Here is a 25,958-nt window from a genome sequence, read left to right on the forward strand (position 1 = left end):
CCCTGTCCTCGATGTAGCGGAAGGTTCTCCATGTCTGTCTCCCTCTCACGGCGCTCGTTCCTCGGCGTCTCCGGTGCGCTCGGCGCGATGGGCCTCGTCGCGGCCTGCTCCTCGCCCGGAGGCAGCACGCCGGGCGGCGGCTCGACCACCGGCGGTGGTGGCGCGACTGCCGGGCTGCTGCCCACCTACCAGGCGTTCGAGGGCTTCCCCCCGGACCTCGGCTCCAGCAACCCGGACGTCTCACCTGGGTACTTCAGCTACCCCGCCCCGCCGACCGCTGTCACCGGCGGCGCGCCAGCCACCTCCGGCCAGGCGATCCGCGCGCTCACCTTCACCTACGACCCGGTGGCACCGGAGATGGGGAGCAACGCGCTCTGGCAGAACCTCAACGAGGCCCTGGGTGCCGAGCTCGACCTGGAGTACACCCCCTCGGCCGACTACAGCGCCCGGTTCGCCACCACCATCGCCGGCAACGACCTGCCTGACCTGGTGGCGGTTCAGGGGCAGCACCAGCAGATGCCGGCGATGCTCGCCGCGAAGTTCACCGACCTCACCGAGCACCTCTCCGGTGATGCCGTGCTGGACTACCCGAACCTGGCCGCGCTGCCCACGCCTTCATGGCTCGGCTCGGTCTACGACGGGAAGATCTGGGGCGTCCCGGTGCCACGCTCGCTCATCGGCACCGTGCTCTACACGCGGGCCGACATCCTCGAGGAGCACGGCCTGTCGCTGCAGCCGGAGTCGCTCGAGGAGTTCATCGAGATGGCGAAGGCGCTGACCGACGAGCGTGCCGGTCGGTGGGCGTTCGGCCAGACGCCGTTCTCGCAGATGCTCGAGGTCAACGGCATCGCGAACGCGTGGTCGGTCGACGACTCGGGCGTCTTCACCCACAACGGCACCCGGCCCGAGTACGAGCAGGCGCTCGCCGACGCGGTCGCCCTCGCCGAGGCCGGCGTGGTCCACCCTGACGGCAACGCCGCTCAGAACACCCAGCGCAACGAGTGGATGATGGCCGGCATCACCGCCTTCCAGATCGGCGGTTACGCGGGCTGGCCGAAGTTCTACATCCAGGGCGCCAGCATCGACGGCTTCCGGCTCACCGGCATGCTCTCGCCGGCTCGTGAGGCGGGCGGCACGATGGTCCGCACCGCCGGCAACCCGTCGTCGCACTTCAGCGCGATCGCCAAGCAGGACGACCCCGAGCGTCTGCTCGAGATCCTTCGGGTGCTGGACTGGCTGGCGGCGCCCTTCGGGAGCTCGGAGTACATCACCCGCCGGTTCGGCGTCGAGGGCGAGACGTACAACCTCGACGGACCGGACCCGGTGCTCACCTCCGCGGGCGTCAACCAGGCCACGCTGCCGGTGCGGTACATCACTGAGAACTCGCCCGTGATCTGGGAGTCGCAGAACGAGCAGGCCGTGCACGACCAGTTCGACCACCAGGAGACCGGCCTGCAGTACACGATCCCCAACCCGACGGTCGGCCTGTACTCCGAGACCGCCGTCAGCAACGCGGCCAGCGCCCAGCAGGCGCTCAGCGCGACCCAGGGCGAGATCCTGCTCGGCAACCAGCCGGTCACCGACTGGGGCCCCGCCGTCGAGGCCTACATGAGCGCCGTCGGTACCACGATCAAGGCCGAGTACGAGGAGGCCTGGGCCGAGCTGAACGGCTGATCGAACGACGCCGGTCACTGGACCTGCCGGCCGGTGGGTCGGCGGAGAACGCCGTCGGCCCACCGTGCCCCGACGCGCCAGCGTGCGGTGCCGACCGACGCCGCCCGCACGCCTCACCAGCACTCACCTGACTCTGCCTGCTCACCTCTCGCACCAGGAGGATCGATGACGATCCAGCGCGCCCGTTCCCGCACCACAGCGTCGACCCGCCGCCCGCGTGGCGCTGCCGCACTTGCCGCAGCCCTCGGTGCCGGCCTCGTCCTGACCTCGCTCGCACCCGCGAGCGCCGCACCGCCCATCCAGATCCAGACGGAGGCCGAGCCGGTGCTGACACCGCCTGAGGACATCGCCGCACTGATCACGAGCTCACACCCGCGGCTGATGGTCGATGACCCCGCGCTCATCGGGATCTCCTCCCGGATCGCCGCCGACGACCTCACGTCCGATCTCTACGACGACCTGCTGCTGCAGGCCGACGAGTACCTCGACGCACCGCTCGTCGAGTACGAGTTCGGCAACGGCCGCACGCTGCTGCTGGAGACCCGGGAGGTCCAGACCCGCCTGTACGTGCTGGGGCTGGCCTACCGGCTCTCCGACGTCGAGGCCTACGCCGAGCGCGCCTATGCCGAGATGGCATCGGTCGCCGCGTTCCCCGACTGGAACCCTGAGAGCTTCCTGTCGGTGGCCGAGCTGCTGAACGCTTTCGCCGTGGGCTACGACTGGCTCCACGACTGGATGGATGCCACGCAGCGGTCGGTGGTGCGCGAGGCCATGGTCACCTTCGGCCTCGAGCCGGCGATCGCGCAGCACGAGAACGGCGCCTCCTGGACGACGGCGACCCACAACTGGAACGTCGTCTGCAACAGCGGGATGATCATGGCCGCGTTGGCCATCGGCGACGAGGAACCCGAGCTCGCCAACGAGGCGCTGCACCATGCCTTTGACTCCCTGCCCACCGCGCTCGCGGAGTACGGGCCGGACGGCGGCTACCCCGAGGGGATCGTGTACTGGGGGTACGCGACCCGGTTCCTGGTCTCGGCGATGTCCTCGCTGGAGACCGCGGTCGGTGACGACTTCGGGATCACCGAGGTGCCGGGCCTGGACCGCACGGTCGACTTCGCGATGGCGATGACCGGGCCGACCGGGCTGCAGTTCAACTACGCCGATGCCTCGACGGGCAACCACACCGGGTCGCCTGCGACTCACTGGTTGGCCGATCACTACGGTCAGCCGGCGTACGCCTGGTGGGGCGAGGCGGGCGCTGCACAGGCGCCGCGCACGCTGCCGCCGTTGCACCTGATGTGGCAGGGCCTGGTGACTCCGGTCCCGCCGAATGAGGCGGAGCTGCCGCTGGACCGCGAGTTCGTGGCGACGACGACCTATCTCTCACGCAGCGCGTGGGACAGCCAGACGGCGAACTTCTTCGGTTTCCGTGCGGGCAACAACGCCGCCAACCACGGCGACCTCGACATGGGCACGTTCGTCATCGACGCCTCCGGGACCCGGTGGGCGATGGACCTCGGCCCGGAGCACTACAGCCAGCCCGGCTACTGGGAGACCGGCCCTGAGGGGCGGCGCTGGACCTACTACCGCAAGCGCCCGGAGGGTCAGAACACGCTCGTCATCAACCCGGACGCGACGACGGGCCAGTCCACCAGCGCGACGGGCAGCATCATCGCGACCGGCGGCGGCCCGGACGGCAGCTTCGCCGTGGCCGACCTCTCGGAGGCGTACGCCTCGCAGGGCGTCACGAGCTGGGAGCGGGGCGTGGCGATGATCGACGGCCGCAGCCGCTTCATCGTGCAGGACGAGCTGACGGCGACCTCGCCGGTGGACCCGTGGTGGTTCATGCACACCAACGCGCAGATCGAGGTCGCTGCGGACGGGCAGAGCGCCACGCTCGAGCTCAATGGGCGCACGATGCTGGCCCGGCTGCTCGACGCCCCGGCCGGTGCACAGTTCTCGGTCATGGACGCCGTGCCGTTGCCGACCTCACCGAACCCGGACGGGCAGACGGCGAACGCCGGGGTGCGCAAGCTCGTCGTCACCGCCGACCCGACGGCGCAGTTCCGGCTCAGCGTGCTCCTCGAGCCGCTCCCGACCGGCGAGGCCGGACCGTTGCCTACGGTGACCGACCTGGCGGACTGGGACGTCGAGCCCGCAGGTGCCGCCGAGCTGAGCGACCTGCAGGTGGACGGCGAGACGGTCGAGGGCTTCTCACCAGAGGGCCGCACGTACCTGCTCGACCGACCGGGTGGCGCGGGCCTGCCCGTGGTGAGCGCGACGGCCGCGGCCGGCACGGCGGTCACCATCGACCAGGTCGATGCGCTGCCGGGCGAGGCCGAGGTGTGCGTCGCGGACGGCGCCGAGGTGTGCGCTGCCGGTTACACGGTGGCGTTCGCCGATCCCTTCGCCGCCGACGTCGTCGCGAGCGTGGTGGGGACCAACCCGGCAGAACGCGCCACCGACCATGACCTGAGCACCTTCTGGTCGGCGCAGGGCGATGGGCACTGGATCCAGGCGAACTTCGATGAGCCTCGTACTGTCGACGGCGTCGGGCTGGCCTGGAGTCTCGGTGACCAGCGGGTGTACGACGCCCAGGTGGTGACGTCGCTCGATGGCGTCACCTGGAGCGCCGCGACCCCGGCGGTGAGCTCGGGCACCACCCTGGAGATCGAACGGCATGACCTCGCACCGGTGCAGGCGCGCTATGTCCGGGTGATCGGTTACGGGAACTCCTCGAACGCGTGGAACTCGCTGTCCGAGCTGCGTGTGTACTCCGGCTCGCAGGCATGGCCGGAACCACCTGAGCCGGAGGTGGTGCTCGAGTCGCTCGAGCTGGGAGCGGAGCACCTGTCGCTCGACCTTCAGGACGTCGCGCAGCTGAGCATCGAGACCGCCTTCAGCGACGGCTCGACGCAGCCGCTCGATGCGATGGATGTCTCGCTCACCAGCACCGATCCCACGATCGCCGCGGTCACCGAGGACGGCCGCGTGCTGGCTCTGGCCGCCGGCACCGCGTTGCTGACCGCCCGCTACCGGCACGACGACGGACATCTCGCCTTCGCCCGGCTCACCGTGGAGGTCGTCGATCCGACCATGATGAGGATCCCCGCGTCCCGCGACGGCTATGTCCGCGACGGCGAGTGGTCCGATGAGAGCTACGGTCACCTGTCGTCGATGGTCGTCAAGGACGGGCGTGGCGCTGCTGGCTACACGCGCGAGTCGTACCTCGCCTTCGACCTGACCGACGTCCCGGCCGAGAACCTGGTGTCGGCCAGCCTGCACGTCTGGGCGAACGTGGCCGCCGACCGCTCGATGGAGATCGCCGTCCATGCCACGGCCACGGACTGGACGGAGGCAGGCCTGACCTGGGACACGCGGCCGACCGTCGAGCCGGATCCGGTTGGCACCTTCGTGGCTCCGCCGAGCCGGACCGAGCTGGTGGTCGACGTCACCGAGCTGGTCCAGGGGGCCGCCGGAGCCGAGCTGGGGCTCGGGCTGCTGCAGGCAGCCGGGGATACCCAGGCGCACGGCACGAGCGTGGCCAGCCGCGAGGCCGGTGATGACGCGCCGGTGCTCGAGATCGTGCTGAGCGATGTGCCGTGCGAGGTGGAGATCACGGGTGCGCGGCCGGGCCCGCTGTCGGTCGGTGCGGGCGAATCGGCGTGTGTCACGGATGCCGATGTCCGAGGACCGGTGTCCGTGGCCGACGGCGGTACCCTCGTCGTCTCCGAGTCGGCGCTGACTGGTCCCGTGGCGCTCACCGGCGATGCTCGCGTGGTCGTGACCGATACCACGCTGACCGGTCCGCTGACGAGCACGGGCGCGAGCTCAGTGCAGTGGTGGCAAGACGTCGAGATCGCCGGAGCGGTGCACATCGCCGCGGCGAGCGCCGACGTCGTGCTCGCCGACGTCTCGATCACCGGGGCGCTGTCCTGCGTCGGCAACGACCGGGCACCGGTCGTGCTCGGCAGCACTGTCGCGAGTGTGACGAGCTGCACGTGAGGATCGCCTGACGTCCGACGCCTACCGCACCCCGACCGGGTGTCGGTCGGGCTCGGGACCGAGGCTCACGACCCGATCGGGGTCGTGGTGGCCCGCAGCGCGAACGGTACCCACAGCATCGACGGCCGCTCGGCCACCGCGACGACCCACTCGGCGGCGTCGCGGTGGCGGGGCGGCCGTCGGATCGCGAGCGTCAGCTCGTGAGGGCCGGGTGGCAGGTCGATGTCGACGAACTGCCCCAGCGGGGTGCTGTGCGGAGACGGGAACAGGTACTGGCTTCCCTGTGACCCGAACAGGCACTCGCCGTCGAGCCAGACCCGGAGGTGCTCGGTGCAGTTGACGACCAGGCGGATGTGCTCGGAGCCGCGACCGTCGAGCGGGTACGTGAGCAGCTGGATCGGGCTCACGAAGTCTGCTCGCGGCATCCGCACCCAGGTGCCCGGCAGCTCGATCGGCTCGCCCGGCACGCCGAAGTCCGGGAGTGCCGCTCCCTGGGGCGGCAGCCCGGTCAGGTCACGTCCCTGCCAGGACTCACGGTCGGTGCTGACCCAGGCCCGGGTGACGGCAAGCCCGCGCGGGGCGGAGCGGCTCTCGAGCGCTCCCCGCGTGGGAGGCGCGCCACCGATCCGCTCGCGCAGCTCGGACACGAGATCCGCGAAGGCGGCGATGGTCGGGGGCGCGGTGATGCCCCGGATCTCCGGGTTGAGCACGAGGTCGTCCCCGATCGGGTCGAGCCACCGCTGAGGGATCGACGACGGGTCCAGGATCGCGAGGAGCGCGCCGACCGAGGCGGTGGTCGAGTCGGTGTCGAACCCGCAGTTGTTCGTGATGAGGATTCGCTCCGAGAAGTCGCGCCCTGCGAGCAGGCCCAGCACTACGAAGCCGGTGTTCGGCCGCACGTCGGTGAAGTCGTCGCCCGCATAGGCGTGCACGACTCGCTCCCGGACCGCGCGCCAGTCCATGCCCTCGGCGTGCCAGCTCCGCACGTCGCGGACCACGTGGGCGATGCCGCTCTCGGGGTCGGTCGCCGCCAGTGCGAGATCGAGGATCCGCTCGATGCCCCGAGCGCCGGTGTCGTGCTCGACGAAGGCGAGCGCCTCCATGCGGGCGAGGAGCTGCGCCGCGACGATGCCGTCGCCGGCATGATCGAAACAGGCGTCCTCGTAGGCGTAGGCAGCGGCGAGATCGGGATCGCCGGGGGCGAGGCAGGCCCACAGCTCGGACCGGATCGCCGCACCCTCGCCGCACGTGAACCAGTTGTCGTAGGAACCGGTCTGCGGTGGCAGCAGACCCTCGGCGAGATTCCGCATCCCGACGCCGTACTCGTTCCACGGGAATCGCACGTGGTCGGCCCACGCCTGCGCCAGCTGCATCCGGCCGACAGCAGGTTGCTGGTCGGCCGCCAGCACGCAGGCATACAGGACCTGGAGATCGAGGTCGTCGTTGGGAACCATCCCGCTCGGCACCGGGTGGTAGAAGTCGGCGTCGAGCGGTCCCTCCAGTCCCTCGAACGTCTGACCCAGCGTCCCGCCCACGGCCTTCCCGCGCCAGCAGGCGAGCAGCCGTGAGCGGTAGTCAGGCACCTGCTCGGGTCTCACAGGTCGAAGGTCTGTGTCGCCACTCGCGGTCGGCCGGGCCCGCGGGTTGTCGCGACGGCGACACCGGGAGCGGGTACCAGCCGATCGTTGCGGAACGTGCCGATGGCGCCCTGACCTGGTGCGACCTCGCGGAACGTGCGGGTGCCGGCGGCCGTGACGACCCGGAGGTCGATCGGCTCCGTGTCGAGGTTGACGGCATGGACCACCGTGTGCCAGGCGCCTGCCCGGAGCACGGAATGGGAGGTCACGGAGAACGGCACTCGAGCAGGCATCTCGCCGAGGTCGATCGTGGTCACCTCCACCGTGATCATGCCGCTGTGCTCGATGGCGAGGACGTGGTGTCGCAGAGCGCCCAGGTAGACGCGGCTGGTCGGCGCGAGGGAGGCTGCCAGCGCCTCGCCCCAGCTGACCTGCACGCGGATCGAGCCACGAGTCACGGCGAACCAGGTCGCGGTGGTCGAGAGCGCGGTGCCCGGCGTCCCGGTGGTGCCGTCCGACAGCTCGAGGACGTCGCCGTCCTTCAGTAGCAGCGGCACCATCTCGGTCGACGACTCCGCCACGGAGACGGCGCGGACCACAGCGTCGTGCAGATGGGTCACGTCTGTCGTGACGGCGCCGTCGGCGGCGACGTAGTGCCCGGTGAAGGCGCCCGTGATCTGGCCGAGCTCGTCGGGGTCGATCGTGGGCGCCGACGCATCGGTCCCGTCGTGGAACGTGGCCACGAGATCGGTGAGCGCGACGTCGAGGCCCGACGCCGTCATCGTGGTCCAGTGGTCGTCGGCGGCGTTGTTGAAGGAGGCGATGACGCTGCCGGCAGTCGGGTGCCAGAGCATGCCGGGACCAGACCGAGTCCGAGTGCTGCCGCGATGGCCGAGAAGCGTCGCGAGGTAGTAGCCGGGACGCCGCACGAACAGCAGCTGCTGGTCGATCGTGCCTTCGCGGTACTCGGTGAACGCATCCTCGGCTACCGGGCGTAGCGAGGCGATGATCGCCTCGCGCCCGCTCTGACCGAGGTTGTCGGGAGCGTTCGGCACGTGCGCGTAGAGGCGCGGCGACGTGTCGCCCTTGGCTCTGGGCCGCACGGGATCGGTGCTCGCGGCCCAGGCCGCTCGAGAAGCTGCCTTGTCCTCGGCCGGTGCATGGAAGGCGGCCAGCAGCGGTACCTCGGGGAGGAAGGCGCGCCCAAGGGCTGCCCGATCGGCATCGTCGGCGGCCGTGATGGTCATCGTCGAGGTGGAGTTGCGCATGCTGGCGGCACCGAACGTGACGTAGCCGGGCAGACCTGGCTCGGGCAGCAGCACATACTGCGCGAAGTCGGCCCAGCGGCTGACGTGCTCGACCAGGGCGGGGTCGCCGGTCTGCTGGTAGAGGTCGCCGAGATCGGGAAGCGCCACGGTGAAGTTGTAGCCATGGTCGAATCCGAGCGGCTCGTGGAAGTAGCCGGCGGGTGCCTGCCCGTGCTCGATCAGGTAGGCGGTGCGGTCAGCGAGGTCGGCAGCGATCGCCGGGTCCTCGAGGACCGTGGCCGCATGGCCCACGCCGGCGAGTCCGCCGACCAGCTGGTTGTGGACCCGCAGCGGGACGGCCCAGTGGTCGTAGGACAAGTCCATCAGCCAGTCGGCGGCCGCTCGCATCGCCGTCGCCATCTCGGTGCGGCGGTCCGCCAGCAAGTCGTGAGACGCCAGATCGCGGTAGGTGAGGGAGAGGGACACCAGACCGAACCCCGTCGTGGCCAGCGATTCCGACTCGTATGTCACCGGCCACGCACCACGTGGCCCCTGCAGGCTCAGGTAGTAGCCGAGCGCCGCGTCCAGCCGGGCCTCGAGGCGCTCATCGAGGTAGTACGGGTTCCAGTCCCGCTCGTGCGTGAGGAACCAGGCGAGGGTGGCGACGTGCTCCATGATCCGGGAGTTGAGGGGGTCGTTGGGGGTACGCCACCAGCCATCCTCCATCCAGCCGTAGTTCGGGTCGAGGTCTCGCACGCTGTTGGCCAGCGGGGCGACGATCATCAGATAGGAGGCGAACACCTGCTCGTGGGGAGCGAACAGCGAGCGGTCGGGGGCGCCCGCCGGCAGCGGGTCGACCAGCGGGAGCACCGTGCCGCCGGACGTCGCCCGGGCCGAGGGCGCCGGCCAGAGCGTGGCGGCACCGGTGGCCAGTCCGAGGGTGCCCAGTCCGAGCAGGGCTCGACGCGACAGCGGTGGCAGGGCGGGGGTGCGGTTCATCTCGACTCCTTCGTCGGTGGCTGGTCAGCGGGGATCTCCCTCTGACGCTGACGTAACGTTGTGTCAACGGTAGCGGGGCGCCGGGTCGTCCGTCTAGACTTTCGACGCAAGTTCTACGAAAAGTTTCTGCCCACGACGAAGGGTCGCCCGTGCACGACCAGGTCCCCGGCCTCGTGTGGCCGGACGCGGTGCCGGATCAGCTGGCGCACCCGCTGCCGGGGCGCGTCCTCGTCACCGGTGCCGGCGGCTCGATCGGAGGAGACGTCGTCGGCCTGCTTCAGCTCTACGGCACCCACGTGACGGCACTCTCCAGCACGTGGCGCCGCCCCAGCCCCGCCGACGTCGTCATCACCGGTGACGCGACCGATCCCGACGCTGTCGCGGCGGCGCTCGACGGTGTCGAGGCCGTCGTCCACATGGCGGCGATCCCGGGCGAAGGGCTCGCTGAGCCCTACCCGGGCTACCGCACCAACACCGGCGCGACGTTCAACGTGCTCAGCCGCGCGGGCGAGCTGGGCGTGCACCGCTGCGTCCTCGCGAGCAGCATCAACGCGTTCGGCGTCCCGGCCAACCATCATCAGCGGCTCCCCGCGTACTACCCGATCGACGAGGAGATCCCGCGGGACCTCGACGACTGGTACTCGCTGTCGAAGGCCAGCGACGAGCTGAGCGCCGAGATGGCAGCGAGCCACTGGGGCATGACGGTCATCGCGCTCCGCTTCCCGCTCACCTCCCTGCCCTCACGGGTCCGCGAGCTGTCGCGTCCGCATCGGCACCGGCAGGTACGCGAGGGCTGGTCCTACCTCGACCGACGCGATGCGGCACGCGCCGTGCTGCATGCCCTGACGGCACCGCTCACCGGTGCGCACGTGATCGGGCTCTCCGCCGTGGACACCTTCCGCGAGGAGGACACCGAGTCCCTGCTCGACGCCTACGCCCCTCATGTGCCCCGCCGCCGCTCCTTCCTCGGACGAGCGGCGCTCATCGACACCACCCGCGCCGAGGTGAGGCTCGGGTTCCGACCACGCCACACCTACGACGAACCCGACCCCGCCCTGATCGACTGATCGCGACCGAGTGCCCAGGAGCCACGATGACCGAGACCGACGCCGTCCCCACCTTCGCGCAGCCGTGGGACGTCCCCGCCGACGTACGCATCACCGGCGTCCGCGCGATCGTCACCGCGCCGTATGGCGTGCCGATCGTGGTCGTGCGCATCGACACGACCGACCCGGGCCTGTACGGACTCGGCTGCGCGACCTTCACCCAGCGCTGGAAGGCGGTCGTCACCTACGTCGAGGAGCACCTCGCGCGACTGGTCGTCGGCCGGTATCCGGGGGACATCGGCGACCTCGTCCGGCTGGCCAAGTTCTCGTCGTACTGGCGTGAGGGTCCCGTCGGCAACAACGCGATCTCCGGCCTCGACGAGGCGCTCTGGGACATCGCCGGCAAGCGGGCCGGACAGCCCGTCCACGAGCTTCTGGGCGGCAAGGTGCGCGCCGCCGCCGACACGTACGTGCACAGCGCGGGCCGGGACATCCCCGGGGCGGTGGCCGACGCCCGCAGCAAGGTCGAGGCGGGCTGGCGCCACGTGCGGGTGCAGGTCTCCCAGCCCGGCGCCGGGACCTACGGAAGCGCGGTGCTCGACGGCGACACGATCGATGGTGTGCCCTACGCGCGCGGATGGCGCGTCTCGGAGTACCTCTCGCTGGTGCCACGTCTGTTCGAGGCAGCACGCGAGGAGCTGGGCGACGAGGTCGAGCTGCTGCACGACGTGCACTCGCGGCTGACCCCGAAGCAGGCGGTGACGCTCGCACGCTCCCTGGAGCCGTACCGGCTGTTCTTCCTCGAGGACGTGCTGCCGCCCGAGCACTGGGACGCGCTGCCCCAGGTGCGCGCGGCGTCACCGGTGCCGTTGGCGGTGGGCGAGCTGACGACCTCGGTCACCGATGCCGCGCGCCTGATCCTGGGCGGCGGCGTCGACCTCATCCGCTCGCACGTGTCCGCGATCGGCGGCGTGACGCCGGCGCGCAAGCTCGCGGCCGCCGCGGAGCTGGTGGGCGTGCGGACGGCGTGGCACGCTCCGGGCGACACCTCCCCGGTGGGGGTGGCGGCGAGTGTGGCGCTCGATGTCACCAGCCCGGCCTTCGGGATCCAGGAGTGTCATGTCTTCGACGAGCTGACGCACGAGATCTTCCCCGGCACGTTGGCCCCGGTGAACGGATGGCTGACGCCCAACGACAGCCCCGGCTGGGGTATCGACCTCGACGAGAACCTCGCTCGGCGGTACCCGCCGGGGCTGTCCTCGTTCGATGCCTGGGCGGCCGGGGTGCGAGGGCTCGACGGCGGGCTGCTGGCACCGTGACCCCGCCCGCCGTCCGCGGACGTCGGGCGGGATCACGCCAGGCTCCAGCTCCCGCCGGGACCCGGGAGGTCTAGACCTCGAAGCGCCGCGTCGCTGCCCGGACCCGGCCGCTGCCGCGCGTGGTGGCGACCGCGACACCGGGTGCCGGTAGCCGCCGCTCGTTCCGGAACAGGCGGTAGCCGCTGGCCCCGGGAGCCAGTCCACGGAACGTCTCCCTGCCCGACGCGCTCACCACCCGGATGTCGACGGGCTCCTGGTCGAGGTTGATCACGTGGAGCGCGGTGTGGTGGGCGCCGTCGCGCTCGACGGTGTGCGACGTCACCCCGAACGCGACCCGCTCGCCCGCCACCTCGGCGAGATCGACCGCCGTGAGCTCGGTGGTCAGCTCACCGACGAAGCTGACGGTGAGGATCCGTTGCGAGCGGGTGCCGCCCAGGAACGAGGTGGAGGTCGGCGCGTACGTGGCCTCCCACTCCTCGCCCCAGCTGATGACGAGCCGGACGTCGCCCCTGGTCACGGTGAGACCTGAGGCGACCGTGATCGTCTGCTCGTCGTAGGGGGCAGGTGTGCCGTCGAGGAAGGCGACCTCGTCCTCGGGGCCGATGATCAGCGGGATGCGCTCACGTGAGGCTCCCGTGGTGGCCATCGAGCGCCGCAGACCGTCCTGCCAGTGGCTGACGTCGGTGGTGACGGCGGCGTCAGCGGTCGTGTAACGCGTGGTGAACACGCCTGCGAAACCCGTGAGGTCGTCGGCGGTGATCGCCGCTCCCGAGGTGTCGTCGCCGGCGTGGTGCGCTGCCGTGACCTCGCTGCGCGAGGTGGCTGTGCCGGCGACGTCGTCCACGGTGGTCCAGTCGTCGGGGCCCGAGGTGTTGAGCGAGAGCACGAACATGCCCGCCTCCGGGTGCCAGAACGCGTTGGTGCCCATTCGTTGGCTCGCGTACGGGCGGACACCGTACGCAGCAGCGGTGTAGCAGCCCGGGCGGCGGACGAACGCGTACTGCTGATCGAGTGTGCCCCGCCGCAGCTGGGTGAAAGCGTCCTCACGAAGGTACGGAAGGTCGGCCACACGAGCGTCGCGCTCGGCGGTGCTCACGCCGTCGGGAGCGACCGGCACGTGCATGTAGAGGCGCGCGGAGGAGTCCTGCTTCTCGCGTGGCTGCACCGGCTCGGGGTCCAGTGCCCAGGCTGCCCGGCCGGCCTGTTTCTCCTCCGCCGTCGCGTAGAACGCCCCGAGCGCGGGGACCTGCTCGAGCAGCGCTCGCCCGAGCGCGCTCCGGTCGAGATCGTCCTCGGGGGTGGTGGTGAATGTCGGCAGCACCCCCCGACCGCTCGTCGCCGACAGCACGAAGCCCTGCGGCTGGCCCGGCTCCATCACCACGATGTACCCGAACCACTCGGCGAACCGCCTCGCGAGCTCGACGGCCGAAGGGTCCTGGGTCTGCTCGTAGATGTGCCCGACGTCAGGGAGCATCACCGTGAAGTTGTACCCGGCGTCGGGGGTCAACGGCTCGTTGAAGAATCCGGCAGGTGCCTGCCCGTGCTCGAGCAGCGCCGCCATCCGGTCCGAGAGCGAGGCCGCCATCGCGGCGTCGTTCATCACGGTGGCCGCCTGCGCCACTCCCGCCAGGCCGGCGACCACCTGGTTGACGAACCGCACGGGCAGGTTCCAGTGCGGGCGGTCGAGGTCGACGAGCCACGCGCTGCTCGCGCGCAGCGCGGTCTCGATCTCGCCACGACGCTCGGGCAACGCGTCGACGCTGAGGAGGTCGCGGAGCACCGCCGACTGCGCGACCGTGCCGAACCCAGTCGGGGACAGGTGGTGCTCCGTGGGCGAGTACTCAGGGTAGGAGCCGTCGTCGTGCTGCAGCGACAGGTAGTAGCCGAGTGCGGCGTCGAGGCGCCTGAGGAGGTTCGGATCCAGGTAGTAGGGGTTCCAGACGCGTTCGTGGGAGTAGAACCAGGACAGCGTGGCGACGTGCTCCATGATGCGCGCGTTGAAGGGCTGGTTGGGCAGACGCTGCCAGCCGTCCTCCATCCAACCGAACAGGTCCTCGTCGTCGTCGACGACGCTGTTGGCCAGCGGCGACAGGATCATCAGGTACGCGGCGAACACCTGCTCGTTCTCGGCGAACAGGGCCCGGTCCGGGGCGCCGTCGGGCAGGGCCTCGACCAGTGGCAGGACGGTGCCCTCAGAGGTGGCGAACGAGGGTGCGGCCGTACCCAGCTGCGCGAGAAGTGCCGCAGCCGAGGCAGCGGTCACGCCGCCGATGAATCTGCGTCGGGACAGCGGCGGCAGCCCCAGGGGTGGGCGGTCGGTTCGCTCGGTGGTCATCGTTGACTCCTTCGGTGGACGACCGGCATGGGGGCGTGCGCCACCCAGCGACGGCCGGTCGGTGCGGCGCCGGGCGCGGTCTTCGGATGGCGGCGGGTCGTCGGGGCGATCAGCCCTTCAGACCGGTCCGCGACAGGCCTTCCACGAACTGTCGTTGGGCGAACAGGAACACGATGATCACGGGGATCACCGTGAGCGCGGTGGCGCCGATCTGGGTGTTGTAGATCGGCTCGCCGTATCCGTCCTGGTAGCGCGTCAGGGCCAGGCTGACGGGGAACAGCTCTTCGCTGCGCAGGAAGATCAGTGGCTCGAAGTACATGTTGAAGGCGGCCAGGAACTTCATGATCGCCACAGCGGAGACGGCTGGACCGGCCAACGGCATCGCGACGCGGGCGAAGATGCCGAGCCGGCCGAGACCGTCGAGCCGGCCCGCCTCCTCCAGCTCCCCAGGGAGCGAGAGGAAGAACTGACGGAAGATGAAGACGCTGACCACGGCGCCGGGGCCGAAGATCGGGATGAGGATCAGCGGCCAGTGCGTGTTCATCCAGCCCAGTTCAGCTACCCACCGGAAGATCGGGATGATGGCGACCTCGCCAGGGATGAACATGCCGGACATCAGCACGAGGAACACCTTGCCCGAGAGCGGGAACCTGATGCGCGCGAACGCATACCCGGCGAGCGACCCGACCAGCACCGAGCCCACGGTGACGATGGCGGCGATGTAGAGCGAGTTCAGATACTGCCTCGCGAACGGCATCACCGTGAAGATCTTCGAGACGCCTTCGAGCGTCCACTCGGTCGGTAACAGCGTCGGTGGGATGGCGAAGATCTCGTTGGCCGGCTTGAAGGAGGACAGCACCATCCACAGCAGCGGGTAGACGAACGGGATACTCAGCGCGATCAGCAGCACGTACAGGACGACGCGCGAGACGATCCGGCGGGTGCCGTGCGATGTCTCAGACCTCATCGTGCACCCACCTCTTCCTGGTGCTCCACTGCAGCACGGCGAGCCCGAGCATCACGAAGAACAGCAGCACGCCGATAGCAGAGGCGTAGCCGAAGTCCTGCTGCACGAACGCCGTGCGGTACAGGAGGTAGGAGATCACCGTGGTCGAGCGACCTGGTCCGCCCTCGGTGAGGATCTGGATCGGCGCGAACACGTCCATCGCACCGACCATCGTCAGCATCGTCACGAGCAGGATCGTCGGCGTCATCAGCGGCAGCGTGATCGACCGGAACACGCGGGTGGCGCGGGCACCGTCGATTCGCGCCGCCTCCTTCAGCTCCGCGGGCACGTTCTGCAGCGCGGCCAGGAACAGGATCATGTTCATGCCGACACCCTTGAAGACCTGGATCACGACGACGGTCGGCAGCGCCAGGGAGGCGTCACGCAGCCAGTTCGGCCCGGTGATGCCGAGCATCGCCAGGACGCCGTTGATGCCGCCGTTCTTGGCGACCAGGAAGTTCCAGATGAGCACCCACGCCACCGTCGAGACGATCACCGGTGAGAAGAAGAAGGTGCGGAACGTCGCGGTTCCGGGGAGCTTCTGGTTGAGCAGGATCGCGAGCCCCATGGCAAGGGTGACGTTGAGGACCATCAGCAGCGCGGCGAACTTGAAGGTCGTCAGCAGCGATCCCCACACGTCGCCGTCGGTCAGCAGCCTCGTGAAGTTCTCACTCCCCACCCAGGTGAACTGTCCAGTCAGCGGCTGCCAGTCGTGCAGGGCGTACCAGACCACGTAGCCGAACGGCACCAGCCCGAGCACGATCGCTCCGATGAGGACCGGTGCGACGAACGCCATGCCGATCGCGGCGTCGATGCGCGCCAGACGCTTGCTGGTGCCACCGCCCGGTGCCGGGCGGCGGTGGGTACCACCACCTGGCAGCCGTGAGGCCTGGGTGCTCACGCGTCAGGCGCCGAGGAGGGCCTGAGCGGCGTCGTTGGCAGCGCCCAGTGCAGCCTCGACATCGGCGTCGGCGGTCCACAAAGCGTCGAGCGCGATGCGCACCGGGTCGCTGATCTCGCTCATCTTCGGGTTGCCCGGCTTGGTCACGGCGGCCGAGGCCTGGTCGATGATCGTGCCCTGCAGCTGCGTCTGCGTCAGAGCCGGAGCCGCTGCGGCGAGGGTCTCCAGGTTCAGCAGGGAGGTGCGCGGCGGCGGGAAGAACTGCGCGAGCAGTCTGGAGTTGTCGGGGTTGGTGAAGAACGCCAGGAAGTCAGCCGCGATCACGGGGTTCGGGCCCTGCGTGAGCACCCCGACACCGCCCTGACCCACGACCGGGACCGTCCCGGCTGGGCCCTCGGGCAGCGGCAGGAAGTCCCAGGCGAAGCCGGCCTCGGCGAGCCCGGTCGAGGCAGACAGCTGCGACATCCGCGTGGCGATCTGCCCGGTCGCGAAGTCGTACTCCTCGCCGGGGGCGATGATCGCCAGCTTCCCGTAGACCTGGTCGTGGTACCAGGTGAAGAACTCGACCATCTCGGCAGAGGTGAAGGTCGCCGTCGAGCCGTCCTCGGACCAGGCGCTGGCCCCCCAGGACAGCCACATGGGGGCGAGGGCGTCGTTCCAGGCGGTCGCGGCGTCGGCAGGTGGTTGGAACCCAGCCACGCCCTGGCTCGCCGCTGTGGCGGCCGACAGCTCCATCAGGGTGTCCCACGTCCAGTCACCGCTGGCGATCAGGTCACGCGGATCGGGCTGGCCGGCCGCAGCGAGCAGGTCATTGTTGACGTAGATCCCGAACGGGCTGTTGGAGAACGGGTAGCCGTGCAAGCCGTCATCGGAGCTCCACAGCCCGATGGCGCCGGGGATCAGGTCGTCGTACTCGTAGCCGTCGGCGGCCTCGAAGGTGGGGGTGAGGTTGGTGAACACACCAGCCGCGACGAACTGGGCGGCGAACGACTCCATCGCCCAAGCCATGTCGGGTGCCTCGTTGCCCGCGATCTGGGTGGTGAGGGCGTCGACGTACCCGTCGGTGAGCGCCTCGAAGGAGACGGCGCTGACCTTGTCGGGGTTGGCCTCGATGTAGGCATCGGCGATCTGGTTGAAGATCGCGTGGTGGCCGTCGTTGGCCGACCACACGGTCATGCGCAGCTCGACCGGGCCGTCGGGTGCGCCATCGGTGCTGTCGCCGTCGGCGCTGCAGGAGGCCAGAGTCAGTCCGGCAAGACCGGCAGCGGGGACGGCTGCCAGCAGGGCGCGGCGCGTGATGGGTCGTGTCATGTGTAGGTCCTCTCGGGACGCCGTCGTCATCCCCGACCTCGATGTCCGGGGGCAGCGCGTGGGCCGCAGACACGACACTAATGTGGCGGCACGAAACTGTCTAGAGAAGTTCGCAAGAATTTTCGGGGCTCCTGGGCGCCCGTGTACGACGACAATCGCGATGCCCGCCGTGCCGGCGTGCGGGCCGGGTCGTGACGCTTCGTCAGGCCGCCGGCGGCGCCGTCGAGCCCCGCACCACCAGCCGCGTGGCCAGCTCGGTGTGAAGGGCGTGATCCGGTGGGCCATCGGCGATGAGCGCAGCGATCATCTGGACCGCGACCGCTCCCATCTGGTCGAGCGGCTGCCGCACCGTGGTCAACGGTGGCGCGGACACCTGGGCCATGATGAGGTCGTCGAAGCCGACGACGCTGAGGTCCTCAGGCACGCGCAGCCCGCGCCGCCGCGCCGCCTCGATCACGCCGAGCGCTGGCAGATCGGAGGCGGCGAAGACAGCGGTCGGGCGGTCGGATCGGCGGAGCAGCTCGGTGCCCAGCTCGAGGCCGGAGTCGTAGGTGAAATCGCCGTCCAGCACCATGGACTCGTCGAGCTCGATGCCTGCGGTCCCCATGGCTGCCCGGAAGCCCGAGACCCGGGCGCGGCTCGCCATCGCCTCCGGGAAGCCCGTCAGCATGGCGATCTTCGTGTGGCCCAGCCCCAGAAGGTGCTCGGTGGCCTGCAGTCCACCGGCCCAGTTCGTCGCGCCGACGCTGGTCGTCGACTCGTCGGGTCGGTTGAGCGGGTCGATGGCAACGACCTCGAGGCCGTGAGAGCGGAACCTGGCCCGCTCGTCGTCGTCGAGAATCGAGGTGAGCGCGATCACGCCACGCCTGCCGGCGGCGTGGATCTCGTCGATCCAGCGGTGATCGGGTGCGTTGTCGGGGTAGCGCGACACCGAGATGTCGAGACCGGTCGAAGCCGCGGCGTCGATGATGCCGCGCAAGACATCGAGTGTGAGCGGGTTGTACATGTCGCGCGTGATCAGCTCGACCGGGATGAGCGATCCGCGCCGCTTGCGGGTCGCCACGTATCCACGCTCGGCGAGGATCCGTTCCACTCGCTCGCGTGTGGCGTCGGAGACGTCGACGCCACCGTTGGCGACCTTGGACACGGTCGAGATCGAGACGCCGGCGATCCTGGCGACCTCCGCCAGGGAGGGCTTCTTGCGCCGACGCACCGGTCCAGCCATCTGTGCCCTCCTTGGTCTCCGCCCGCCGCCGTCGACTCGGCGCCGAAATCTCAGCAAGAATTCTACGAAAACGTACTAGGGTTCTCGACAGGTCAACCGGACCCTACTCGACGGAGAGCGACAGACTCATGGAACTCCAGGCAGACGTGGCGATCATCGGAGGCGGGGTCGGGGGCGTCTCGGCAGCGCTGGCGGCGCTGCGAGCAGGCAAGCGGGTCGTCATGACCGACCCCACGAGGTGGCTCGGGGGTCAGCTGACCAGCCAGCTGGTGCCATCGGACGAGCACCGCTACATCGAGGACGACGGCGCCAACGCCTCGTACCGGGAGTTCCGGAATGCCCTGCGGGGCTACTACCGGTCGCACTTCCCGCTGACCGACGCCGCCAAGGCCGACCCGCACCTCAATCCCGGGCACGCCTGGGTGAGCCCGATCAGTGTGGACCCGCGTGTGATCGTCAACGTGATCGAGGAGCTGTTGCAGCCCTACCGCTCGGCCGACCGGCTGGTGGTGCTGATGCAGACCGAGCCGGTCGCGGTCGAGGTCGACGGCGAGCGTGTCACCTCGGTCACGGTCCGGACCACGATGGGGGAGGACGCCGGCGCCGAGCACGTGGTTGCAGCGCCGTACTTTCTCGACGCGACCGAGCTCGGCGATCTCCTCGCGCTGGGCGGGATCGAGCACGTCTCCGGCCGGGAGTCGCAGGAGATGACCGGCGAGCCGGGCGCGTGGCCGACGGCGGACCCCACCGACATGCAGGGCGTCAGCTGGTGCTTCGCGATCGACCATCTCGACGGCGAGGATCACACGATCGACCGCCCTGCCGACTACGAGTACTGGCGAGATCTGAAGCCGCACCAGCTCGACGGCCGGAACATTCTCAGCATGGGCAACGACCTCGATGCGCACGGGCAGCCGGTCCGCGCCGATGGCACGCCCGGAAAGCGGTGGTCGCTGTCGCCCAACCTCGATGACGACGTGATCGACCTCGACCACCGCAACATGGGTGCCTGGAACGAGCTGTGGAACTACCGCCGGATCGCGGCGCGGCGGCAGTTCAGGCCTGGCTTCTACCGGTCCGACGTGGTGGTCGTGAACTGGCCGATGAACGACTACGTCGGCGGACCGCTGTTCGGCATGCCGGATGCCGCACACCACTGGGACCAGGCGAAGGCGCTGTCGCGGTCGCTGCTGTACTGGCTGCAGACGGACGCTCCCCGCCCGGACGGCGGTACGGGGTGGCCGGGCCTGCGACTGCGTGCCGACGTCGCCGGAACCGCCGACGGGTTCGCGATGTACCCGTACATCCGCGAGTCACGGCGGCTGCAGGCGCTGCACACGATCGTGGAGCAGGAGGTCTCCACGACGTATCGCGGCGAGGGTGGTGCCGAGCGCTATCCCGACTCGGTGGGGGTCGGCCACTACTTCTGGATCGACCGCCATCACACCACCGGCGACGGGCGTGGCAAGGGCGGCCTGCCCCACCCCTTCGAGATCCCGCTGCGTTCGATGATCCCCGTGCGGGTGCGCAACCTGCTGCCCGCGTGCAAGAACCTCGGCACCACCCAGATCACGAACGGCTGCTACCGCCTGCACCCCGTCGAGTGGAACATCGGCGAGGCGGCCGGCGCGCTGGCTTCCTACTGCCTGGACAACGGGACCGAGCCGCACGCGGTCGTCGAGAGTCCGGGCGCGGTCTCCGACTTCCAGCAGCACCTGACCGACCGTGGTGTCCAGCTCCGCTGGGACGAGAACAAGCGCTGGTAGATGGTCTGAGCATCCAGGTCGCCTGCGGGCACAGGCGTCCGCAGCAGGGTGTCGGCCCGATCGCCAGTAGCTGACCACGGCCTGCGCCGCGCGGGCACCACATCTGAGGATCGTCGACGTCTTGACGCCGTCGTCGTGACAGCCCTACCGTTGACGCAACGATACGTCATAGTCGACGCACGACTCGCTCGAGCCGCGGTGAACGGCTGATGGACCGATGGAGGTTTCCGGTATGAAGCGCAATCACGGTCGTGCCCGTGCCGTCACGGCGGCAGTCGCCGTGGCGGTGGGGATGACGGGCCTGTCGTCGATGCCTGCGGCGGCTGATGACATAGCACAGCTCTCAGAGATGCTCGATCTCACCCGTCCGGAGCTCGCTGCCGTGGCGGCCCGGCTTGCCGACGGCGACGAATCGGGAGCCGCCGAGGAGCTCGTGGAGTTCTACGCCGGCCGCACCGGGATCGAGTTCCCGGCTCGGAGTGGCGGGGGAGCCGGTGACGCGACGGCGGACGAGCTCGCCGCCGGGATCTTCCGCTTCGGGGCGGAGACTCGCGACTTCTACGACGACGAGGCGCAACGGATCGACGTCGACTGGGAGGACACCTGGGGAGGCACCGAGGAGATTCCCGGCGGCGCGCGCGTGCTGATGACGGACCTGTCCTTCATGCCGACGCTCGTCTACGCCTACCTGAACGAGACCGATCCGCAGCGACGGCAGGCGTACGCGGCCGCGTGGATGCAGATCTCGCTCGACCTCTTCGCCGATGTCACGACCTGGCCGACGAATCGCAACCTGTCGGCGGCGAAGCGGCTGGCCCAGCTCGTCAGCGCGTTCGCAGTCTTCCGGGCTGAGCCGACCCTCGACGCCGGGGACCTCGTCTCGTACCTCGTCGGCGTTCACGCGACGACCGATCGCCTCACCGTCGTGCTGCCGCGTCACGGCGGGAACAACCAGTACCTGTCGATCGCACGCTCGATCTACTACACGGCGGTGTACTTTCCCGAGTTCTCGGCGTCCTTCGTCTGGGAACCGTCCGCGGCACGGTCGGTCGAGTGGTTCGTCGGCCGCCACATCAAGAGTGACAGCGTGTACAGCGAGCCGACCGTCAACTACCAGGCGTACGCGGCGGACCTGCTCAACGGCGTCGTCAGGATGGCAGAGCTCAACGGGCGCAGCTTGCCGGGCTCGATCGCCCGAGCCTCCGACTGGATCGCGGACTCGCTCTTCGCCACCCGGATGCCGAACCTCCAGGCCGCGCTGGTCGGGGACGCGAAGACTCCCCATGCCGGGATTCACGCCATCGGGACCAGTGGCGAGCGCAACGAGTGGTCCGACTTCGCATGGGTGGCCTCCGGCCGCACCGAGGGGACGGAGCCGACCCTCGGGTCCACGATGTATCCCATCAGCTTCGCCGTCCAGCGCTCAGGCTGGGATGCGGACGCCCGATACCTGCTGATCAACAACCAGAACACGAGCTACACCGCGTCGCACCGACACCCCGACGACCTCAGCGTGGTGATGGCGGCATACGGACGCCCGCTCATCGTCGACCCCGGCGCGCACGAGTACAGCGCCACGCCCACGAACGACTGGATGCGGAAGACGACGGAGGCGCACAACACGGTCGAGGTGGACGGGCTGCCGCAGGCGGCAGGCGTCACACGAGCCACCTGGCTGTGGCGCTCCAACGACGGGCTCGACGTCTACCGGGGCGAGGCGCTCGGCTACGACCCGGTCTCTCACGACCGCGTCGTCTACTTCGTCAAGCCAGGCTTCTGGATCGTCTCCGACAGCTTGACCGGCGATACCGCCGCGCACGACTACCGACAGCTCTGGCACTTCCCTGGTGACCCAGTCGTCGTGGACCCGAGCACCCAGGTCGCCACGGTCGGCTTCGACACCGTGCCGGGCGCCGACCCGGTCGCCGGGGTGCAGCTGGTGCCCGTGGCGGCAGGTGGCGCCGGACTCACACCGAACATCCACGATCACGGTGCGGTCCAGCTGGAGGACAGCGAGCTGCTGACGGACGTCGACTTCCTCTCCTACGACTGGTCGGCAACCGGTGCGACCGGTGTGGACACGGTCGTCTTCCCCGGCGAGGCCGGGCCAGCCCCGACCGTGTCAGCGACCCGCATCGACCTTCCGGGCGTCGATCACTCGGTGGCCACGGCGATGCAGATCGAGCTGCCGGACTCGGTAGGGCGCTTCTACCTGTCACGAGAGGACGCGCCGACACCACGAACGTTCGGCACCGCCACGACCGATGGCGAGACCGCCTACATCGAGCGCGGGGACGACCGGCACCTCACCCGGTACGCGCTGACGTCGGGAACGTCTCTGGTCGATGGCCGCGAGCCGCTCCTCGAAGCGTCAGGAACGGTCTCGGACATCAATGTGGAGCTGGCCGGCACGACCGCCACGATCTCGCTCGGCGATCCCTTCACGGGCACGATCACACTGCGCGCCCCGGACGCCGGCGTCGTCATCGTCAACAACGAGCCGGTCACCTTCACCCGGACGAAGGACGTCATCACGATCACTCTCGAGGAGTCCTTCGACCTCGAGACCGTGCTGACCGATAAGTTCGATGCCGACAGCCTGTCCAGCACCGTCCACGACTTCGACGATGCCTCCTTCGGGAGCTGGTCGCCGGTCGAGGGCGACTGGGCGATCGGCAGCCAGGCCGGCGGAGCGCTCGCGCAGACCTCCACCGCAGACATCCAGGCGTTCGCCGTGCACCAGGACGTGCCCACCGACCTGGTCATGAGTGCTGAGGTGGAACCGGGTGCGGGCGGCTCGGCTACCACGCGGACCGGGCTCGCCTTCAGATACCGCGACTCTCGGAACTACTATCGCGCGAACCTGCTCAACACGAGGGAGGGCGTGACGCTGCAGATCATCAAGGTCTACAACGGCGAGCTGGATGTCCTCGCAGAGCGGAGCGTTCCGCTCGATCCCGGTGCCGCGCACACCATGACGATCTCGGCTGTGGGCAGTCACCTGACCGCGACGGTCGGGGACACCTCGATCTCCGTCGACGACACGCGGCTGTCGAACGGCGGCGTCGCTGCCTACACGCATCGGCGCGCCGCCATCTTCGACAACGTGACGATCGCCGAGGCGCTCGACCAGGAGCACTGGCAGGGGATCAGCGGCGACGTGTCCGTCGACTCGGGTGAGCTTCACATCGTGCCGACCGGCGGCCGGGCGCACGTCCTGGTCGCCTCGACGTTGCCGGCCCGCTTCTCCGAGACCTGCGACTACGACGTCTCGACGACGCTCACCCTGAGCGGTGTCGGCACGGCCGGAGTGTCCTTGCGTGATAGCACGGACTCGTACGGGTACCGGATACACGTCGGCAAGACGAGTCACGGCACCCGGTACGCCAGCATCATCCGGGAGGCGCACCGATCCGGTCCGGTCACGGTGGCGACGACGCCGCTCGATGATCCGCTAGTGGAACCGGTCGACCTGGACGCATCCGTCCACGGCGATCTCATCACCGTGACCGTCAACGGCGTGCAGGTCCTGCAGGCCCGTGACACGGTCGTTCGCAGCGGTGGTGTCGGGGTCTACGCCACCTCCTCGGAGGCCACCTTCTCGCGACTGTCGATCGCACAGACATGCGGGCACGAGCCGCCCGACCTAACGCCGGCGCCGCAGGTGTGGGAGCCCGACGCGGTCTACGACGAGGGTGATCTCGTCAGCGACGGCAACGCTACCTGGGTCGCCTCGTGGTGGACGCAGAACCAGCAGCCGGGCGACCCGGACGGGCCGTGGCAGGAGGTCGCGGTCGGGAACGGCGGCGCCTCGTCGTGGACGGCCTCGAGGATCTTCGATGCCGGCGACGTCGTCGTCCACGAGTCCGCCCGCTACCAGGCCGCGTGGTGGACGCGCGACGACGTTCCAGGCGACGGGGACGGGCCGTGGGTCCTCCTCGAATGACGGACGCCGCTCGAGCGCTTCGGGTAGCCGGCAGGCGATGGTTCGATGAACTCCTCGAAGGGTTCGACTTCCAGCAGCACCTGACCGACCGTGGTGTCCAGCTCCGCTGGGACGAGAACAAGCGCTGGTAGTCGAGCAAATCGTTATCATGGCGGCCGAGCGCCTGAGCTCGTGTGCTCGTGTCCACTCACGGCGGAAGGCCGGTCATGCCCGCACGGATCCGTGCTGCACGGCGTGTGCTCACCAGCGTCCTTGCTGTGGCAGCGCTGCTGCTCGCCGTGTCGGTGACCCCGGCCGCGTCGGCGCCCCTCAACCCTGCGATCCGCTTCTTCGCGGCCCAGCAGATCGGCCAGGGCTGGCGCAACCCCAGCGGCATGACGCAGGCCGGTGACGTCCAGCGCAACGGTCAGCAGTCCTTCTACCTCGTCAACGCCGCCGGCCAGCTGTTGTTCTACGGCCGGACGAGCACCGGCGGGTTCCTCGCCCCGAAGGTGGTGGGGCGGGGGTTCGGGAGCGCCACGCAGCTGATGGGCGGGGTGGACTTCAACCTCGACGGCATCCCTGACCTGCTCGCGACGTTCGGCGACGGTCGCCTGATGTTCTACCCAGGCAACGGGAGTGGCGCCTTCTCCGCCTCCCGTCAGATCGGTCACGGCTGGCAGGTGATGACGCATGTCACCGCCCTGCAGTTCTCGGTGGGTGGCAAGCCCGGGCTCGCGGCGACCGATGCGCGCGGCGTGCTGCGCATCTATCCGACCAACGGCAGCGCCTCCTTCGGCAAGCCGGTACAGGTGGGCTCGGGGTGGAACCGGATCGCGCGGGTGGTCGGCGGCAGCGACTGGGACCGCAGCGGGTGCTCCGACCTGGTCGCTGTCGATGCCACCGGTGCCCTGCTGCTGTACAGCGCGCGAGCCGGCTGCGCGTCGTTCTCTGCGTCCCAGATCGGCAACGGCTGGGGCGGTATGACGTGGATCGGCGCCAGCGAGACCCGTGCGCAGGGCGGCTTCTGGAGCACGGTCTGGGCCACCAACGCGGCCGGCCGGCTGCTGAGCTACCCCGCGCGGTTCGCCCCGGGGGCTGGGCCCACACTCGCCCGGGGCGTGCTGCTCGTGAACAAGTCGTACCCGCTGCCCTCCAGCTATGGCTCAGGGCTGATCTCGAGCACCGCCAGCGCATTCAGTGCGATGCGCAACGACGCGGCACGTCAGGGGCTGAGCATCTTCATCGCCTCCGGGTTCCGCAGCTACAGCCACCAGAGCAGCCTCTACCGCTCGTACGTGGCGCGGCACGGAGCTGCGGCCGCCGACCGGTTCTCGGCGCGCCCCGGGCACAGCGAGCACCAGACCGGGCTGGCGGTGGACGTGAACTCCACCTCGGGGTCCTTCGGCAGCACGGCGGAGGGGCGCTGGGTGGCGCAGAACGCCCATCGGTACGGGTTCATCGTGCGCTACCCCTCCGGCGGCGAGGCCATCACCGGCTACATGTACGAACCCTGGCACCTGCGTTACGTCGGCACCGATCTGGCCTCCTACCTGTACCGCAGCGGCTTCACTCTCGAGGAGTACCTCAACGTGTGGTCGGCCTACTAGGCCACGTCC

General features: G+C 69.6%; 14 protein-coding genes. 7 read left to right on the plus strand and 7 right to left on the minus strand.

The genetic code is table 11. From position 1 onward, the window contains the following. Positions 1-30: 30 nt before the first annotated feature. A complete protein-coding gene (locus tag GPA03_RS14690) occupies positions 31-1,674 on the plus strand; it encodes a substrate-binding domain-containing protein (RefSeq protein WP_156252929.1) in 1,644 nt (547 codons plus the stop codon). Between the two features lie 165 nt (positions 1,675-1,839). After that, complete coding sequence (locus GPA03_RS14695) at positions 1,840-5,682, plus strand: CBM96 family carbohydrate-binding protein (protein WP_156252782.1); 3,843 nt, start codon at positions 1,840-1,842, stop codon at positions 5,680-5,682. Positions 5,683-5,747: 65 nt separating this feature from the next. On the opposite strand, the gene GPA03_RS14700 is transcribed toward GPA03_RS14695, so the two are convergent. Both GPA03_RS14700 and GPA03_RS14705 read right to left on the minus strand, forming a co-directional pair. Further along, complete coding sequence (locus GPA03_RS14700) at positions 5,748-7,280, minus strand: ADP-ribosylglycohydrolase family protein (RefSeq protein ID WP_156252783.1); 1,533 nt, start codon at positions 7,278-7,280, stop codon at positions 5,748-5,750. Further along, entirely contained in the window at positions 7,277-9,505 is a 2,229-nt protein-coding gene (locus GPA03_RS14705; protein ID WP_156252784.1) for a hypothetical protein, read from the minus strand. The genes GPA03_RS14700 and GPA03_RS14705 overlap by 4 nt, the downstream gene beginning before the upstream one ends. Before the next feature lie 149 nt (positions 9,506-9,654). Here GPA03_RS14705 and GPA03_RS14710 point away from each other — a divergent pair, with 149 nt between their 5' ends. After that, positions 9,655-10,572 (plus strand): NAD-dependent epimerase/dehydratase family protein, encoded by a 918-nt coding sequence (locus GPA03_RS14710; RefSeq protein ID WP_241681316.1) that lies wholly within the window; start codon positions 9,655-9,657, stop codon positions 10,570-10,572. 26 nt (positions 10,573-10,598) lie between these two features. Beyond that, positions 10,599-11,870, plus strand: a complete 1,272-nt coding sequence (locus GPA03_RS14715; protein WP_156252785.1) for an enolase C-terminal domain-like protein — start codon at positions 10,599-10,601, stop codon at positions 11,868-11,870. A 70-nt stretch (positions 11,871-11,940) separates the two neighbouring features. Here the strand turns inward: GPA03_RS14715 and GPA03_RS14720 are convergent, their stop codons facing one another. The 5 genes from GPA03_RS14720 to GPA03_RS14740 form a co-directional block, all read right to left on the minus strand. Next, positions 11,941-14,205: a hypothetical protein gene (locus GPA03_RS14720; protein WP_156252786.1), complete on the minus strand. Its 2,265-nt coding sequence runs from the start codon at positions 14,203-14,205 to the stop codon at positions 11,941-11,943. Positions 14,206-14,314: 109 nt separating this feature from the next. Then, on the minus strand, positions 14,315-15,172 hold the full coding sequence (locus tag GPA03_RS14725; protein ID WP_156252787.1) for a carbohydrate ABC transporter permease: 858 nt from the start codon (positions 15,170-15,172) through the stop codon (positions 14,315-14,317). Continuing rightward, positions 15,162-16,112 (minus strand): carbohydrate ABC transporter permease, encoded by a 951-nt coding sequence (locus tag GPA03_RS14730; protein WP_241681317.1) that lies wholly within the window; start codon positions 16,110-16,112, stop codon positions 15,162-15,164. Before GPA03_RS14730 ends, GPA03_RS14725 begins: the two co-directional genes overlap by 11 nt. A gap of 3 nt (positions 16,113-16,115) precedes the next feature. Then, entirely contained in the window at positions 16,116-17,423 is a 1,308-nt protein-coding gene (locus GPA03_RS14735) for an ABC transporter substrate-binding protein (protein WP_156252788.1), read from the minus strand. 202 nt (positions 17,424-17,625) lie between these two features. Further along, positions 17,626-18,648, minus strand: coding sequence for a LacI family DNA-binding transcriptional regulator (locus GPA03_RS14740; RefSeq protein ID WP_156252789.1), 1,023 nt, complete (start codon positions 18,646-18,648; stop codon positions 17,626-17,628). A gap of 128 nt (positions 18,649-18,776) precedes the next feature. On the opposite strand from GPA03_RS14740, the gene GPA03_RS14745 reads away from it, so the two are divergent. From GPA03_RS14745 to GPA03_RS22905, 3 genes are all read left to right on the plus strand, one after another. Then, entirely contained in the window at positions 18,777-20,414 is a 1,638-nt protein-coding gene (locus tag GPA03_RS14745; RefSeq protein ID WP_156252790.1) for an FAD-dependent oxidoreductase, read from the plus strand. Positions 20,415-20,646: 232 nt separating this feature from the next. Beyond that, complete coding sequence (locus GPA03_RS14750) at positions 20,647-24,360, plus strand: heparinase II/III domain-containing protein (protein WP_162458387.1); 3,714 nt, start codon at positions 20,647-20,649, stop codon at positions 24,358-24,360. A 206-nt stretch (positions 24,361-24,566) separates the two neighbouring features. Further along, positions 24,567-25,949 carry a D-alanyl-D-alanine carboxypeptidase family protein gene (locus GPA03_RS22905; protein WP_156252792.1) on the plus strand — a complete coding sequence of 461 codons (1,383 nt, stop codon included), beginning with the start codon at positions 24,567-24,569 and terminating at the stop codon, positions 25,947-25,949. Positions 25,950-25,958: the final 9 nt, after the last annotated feature.

It is taken from the genome of Pseudactinotalea terrae (genome assembly GCF_009733845.1).
GTDB classification, from domain to species: domain Bacteria; phylum Actinomycetota; class Actinomycetes; order Actinomycetales; family Beutenbergiaceae; genus Pseudactinotalea; species Pseudactinotalea terrae.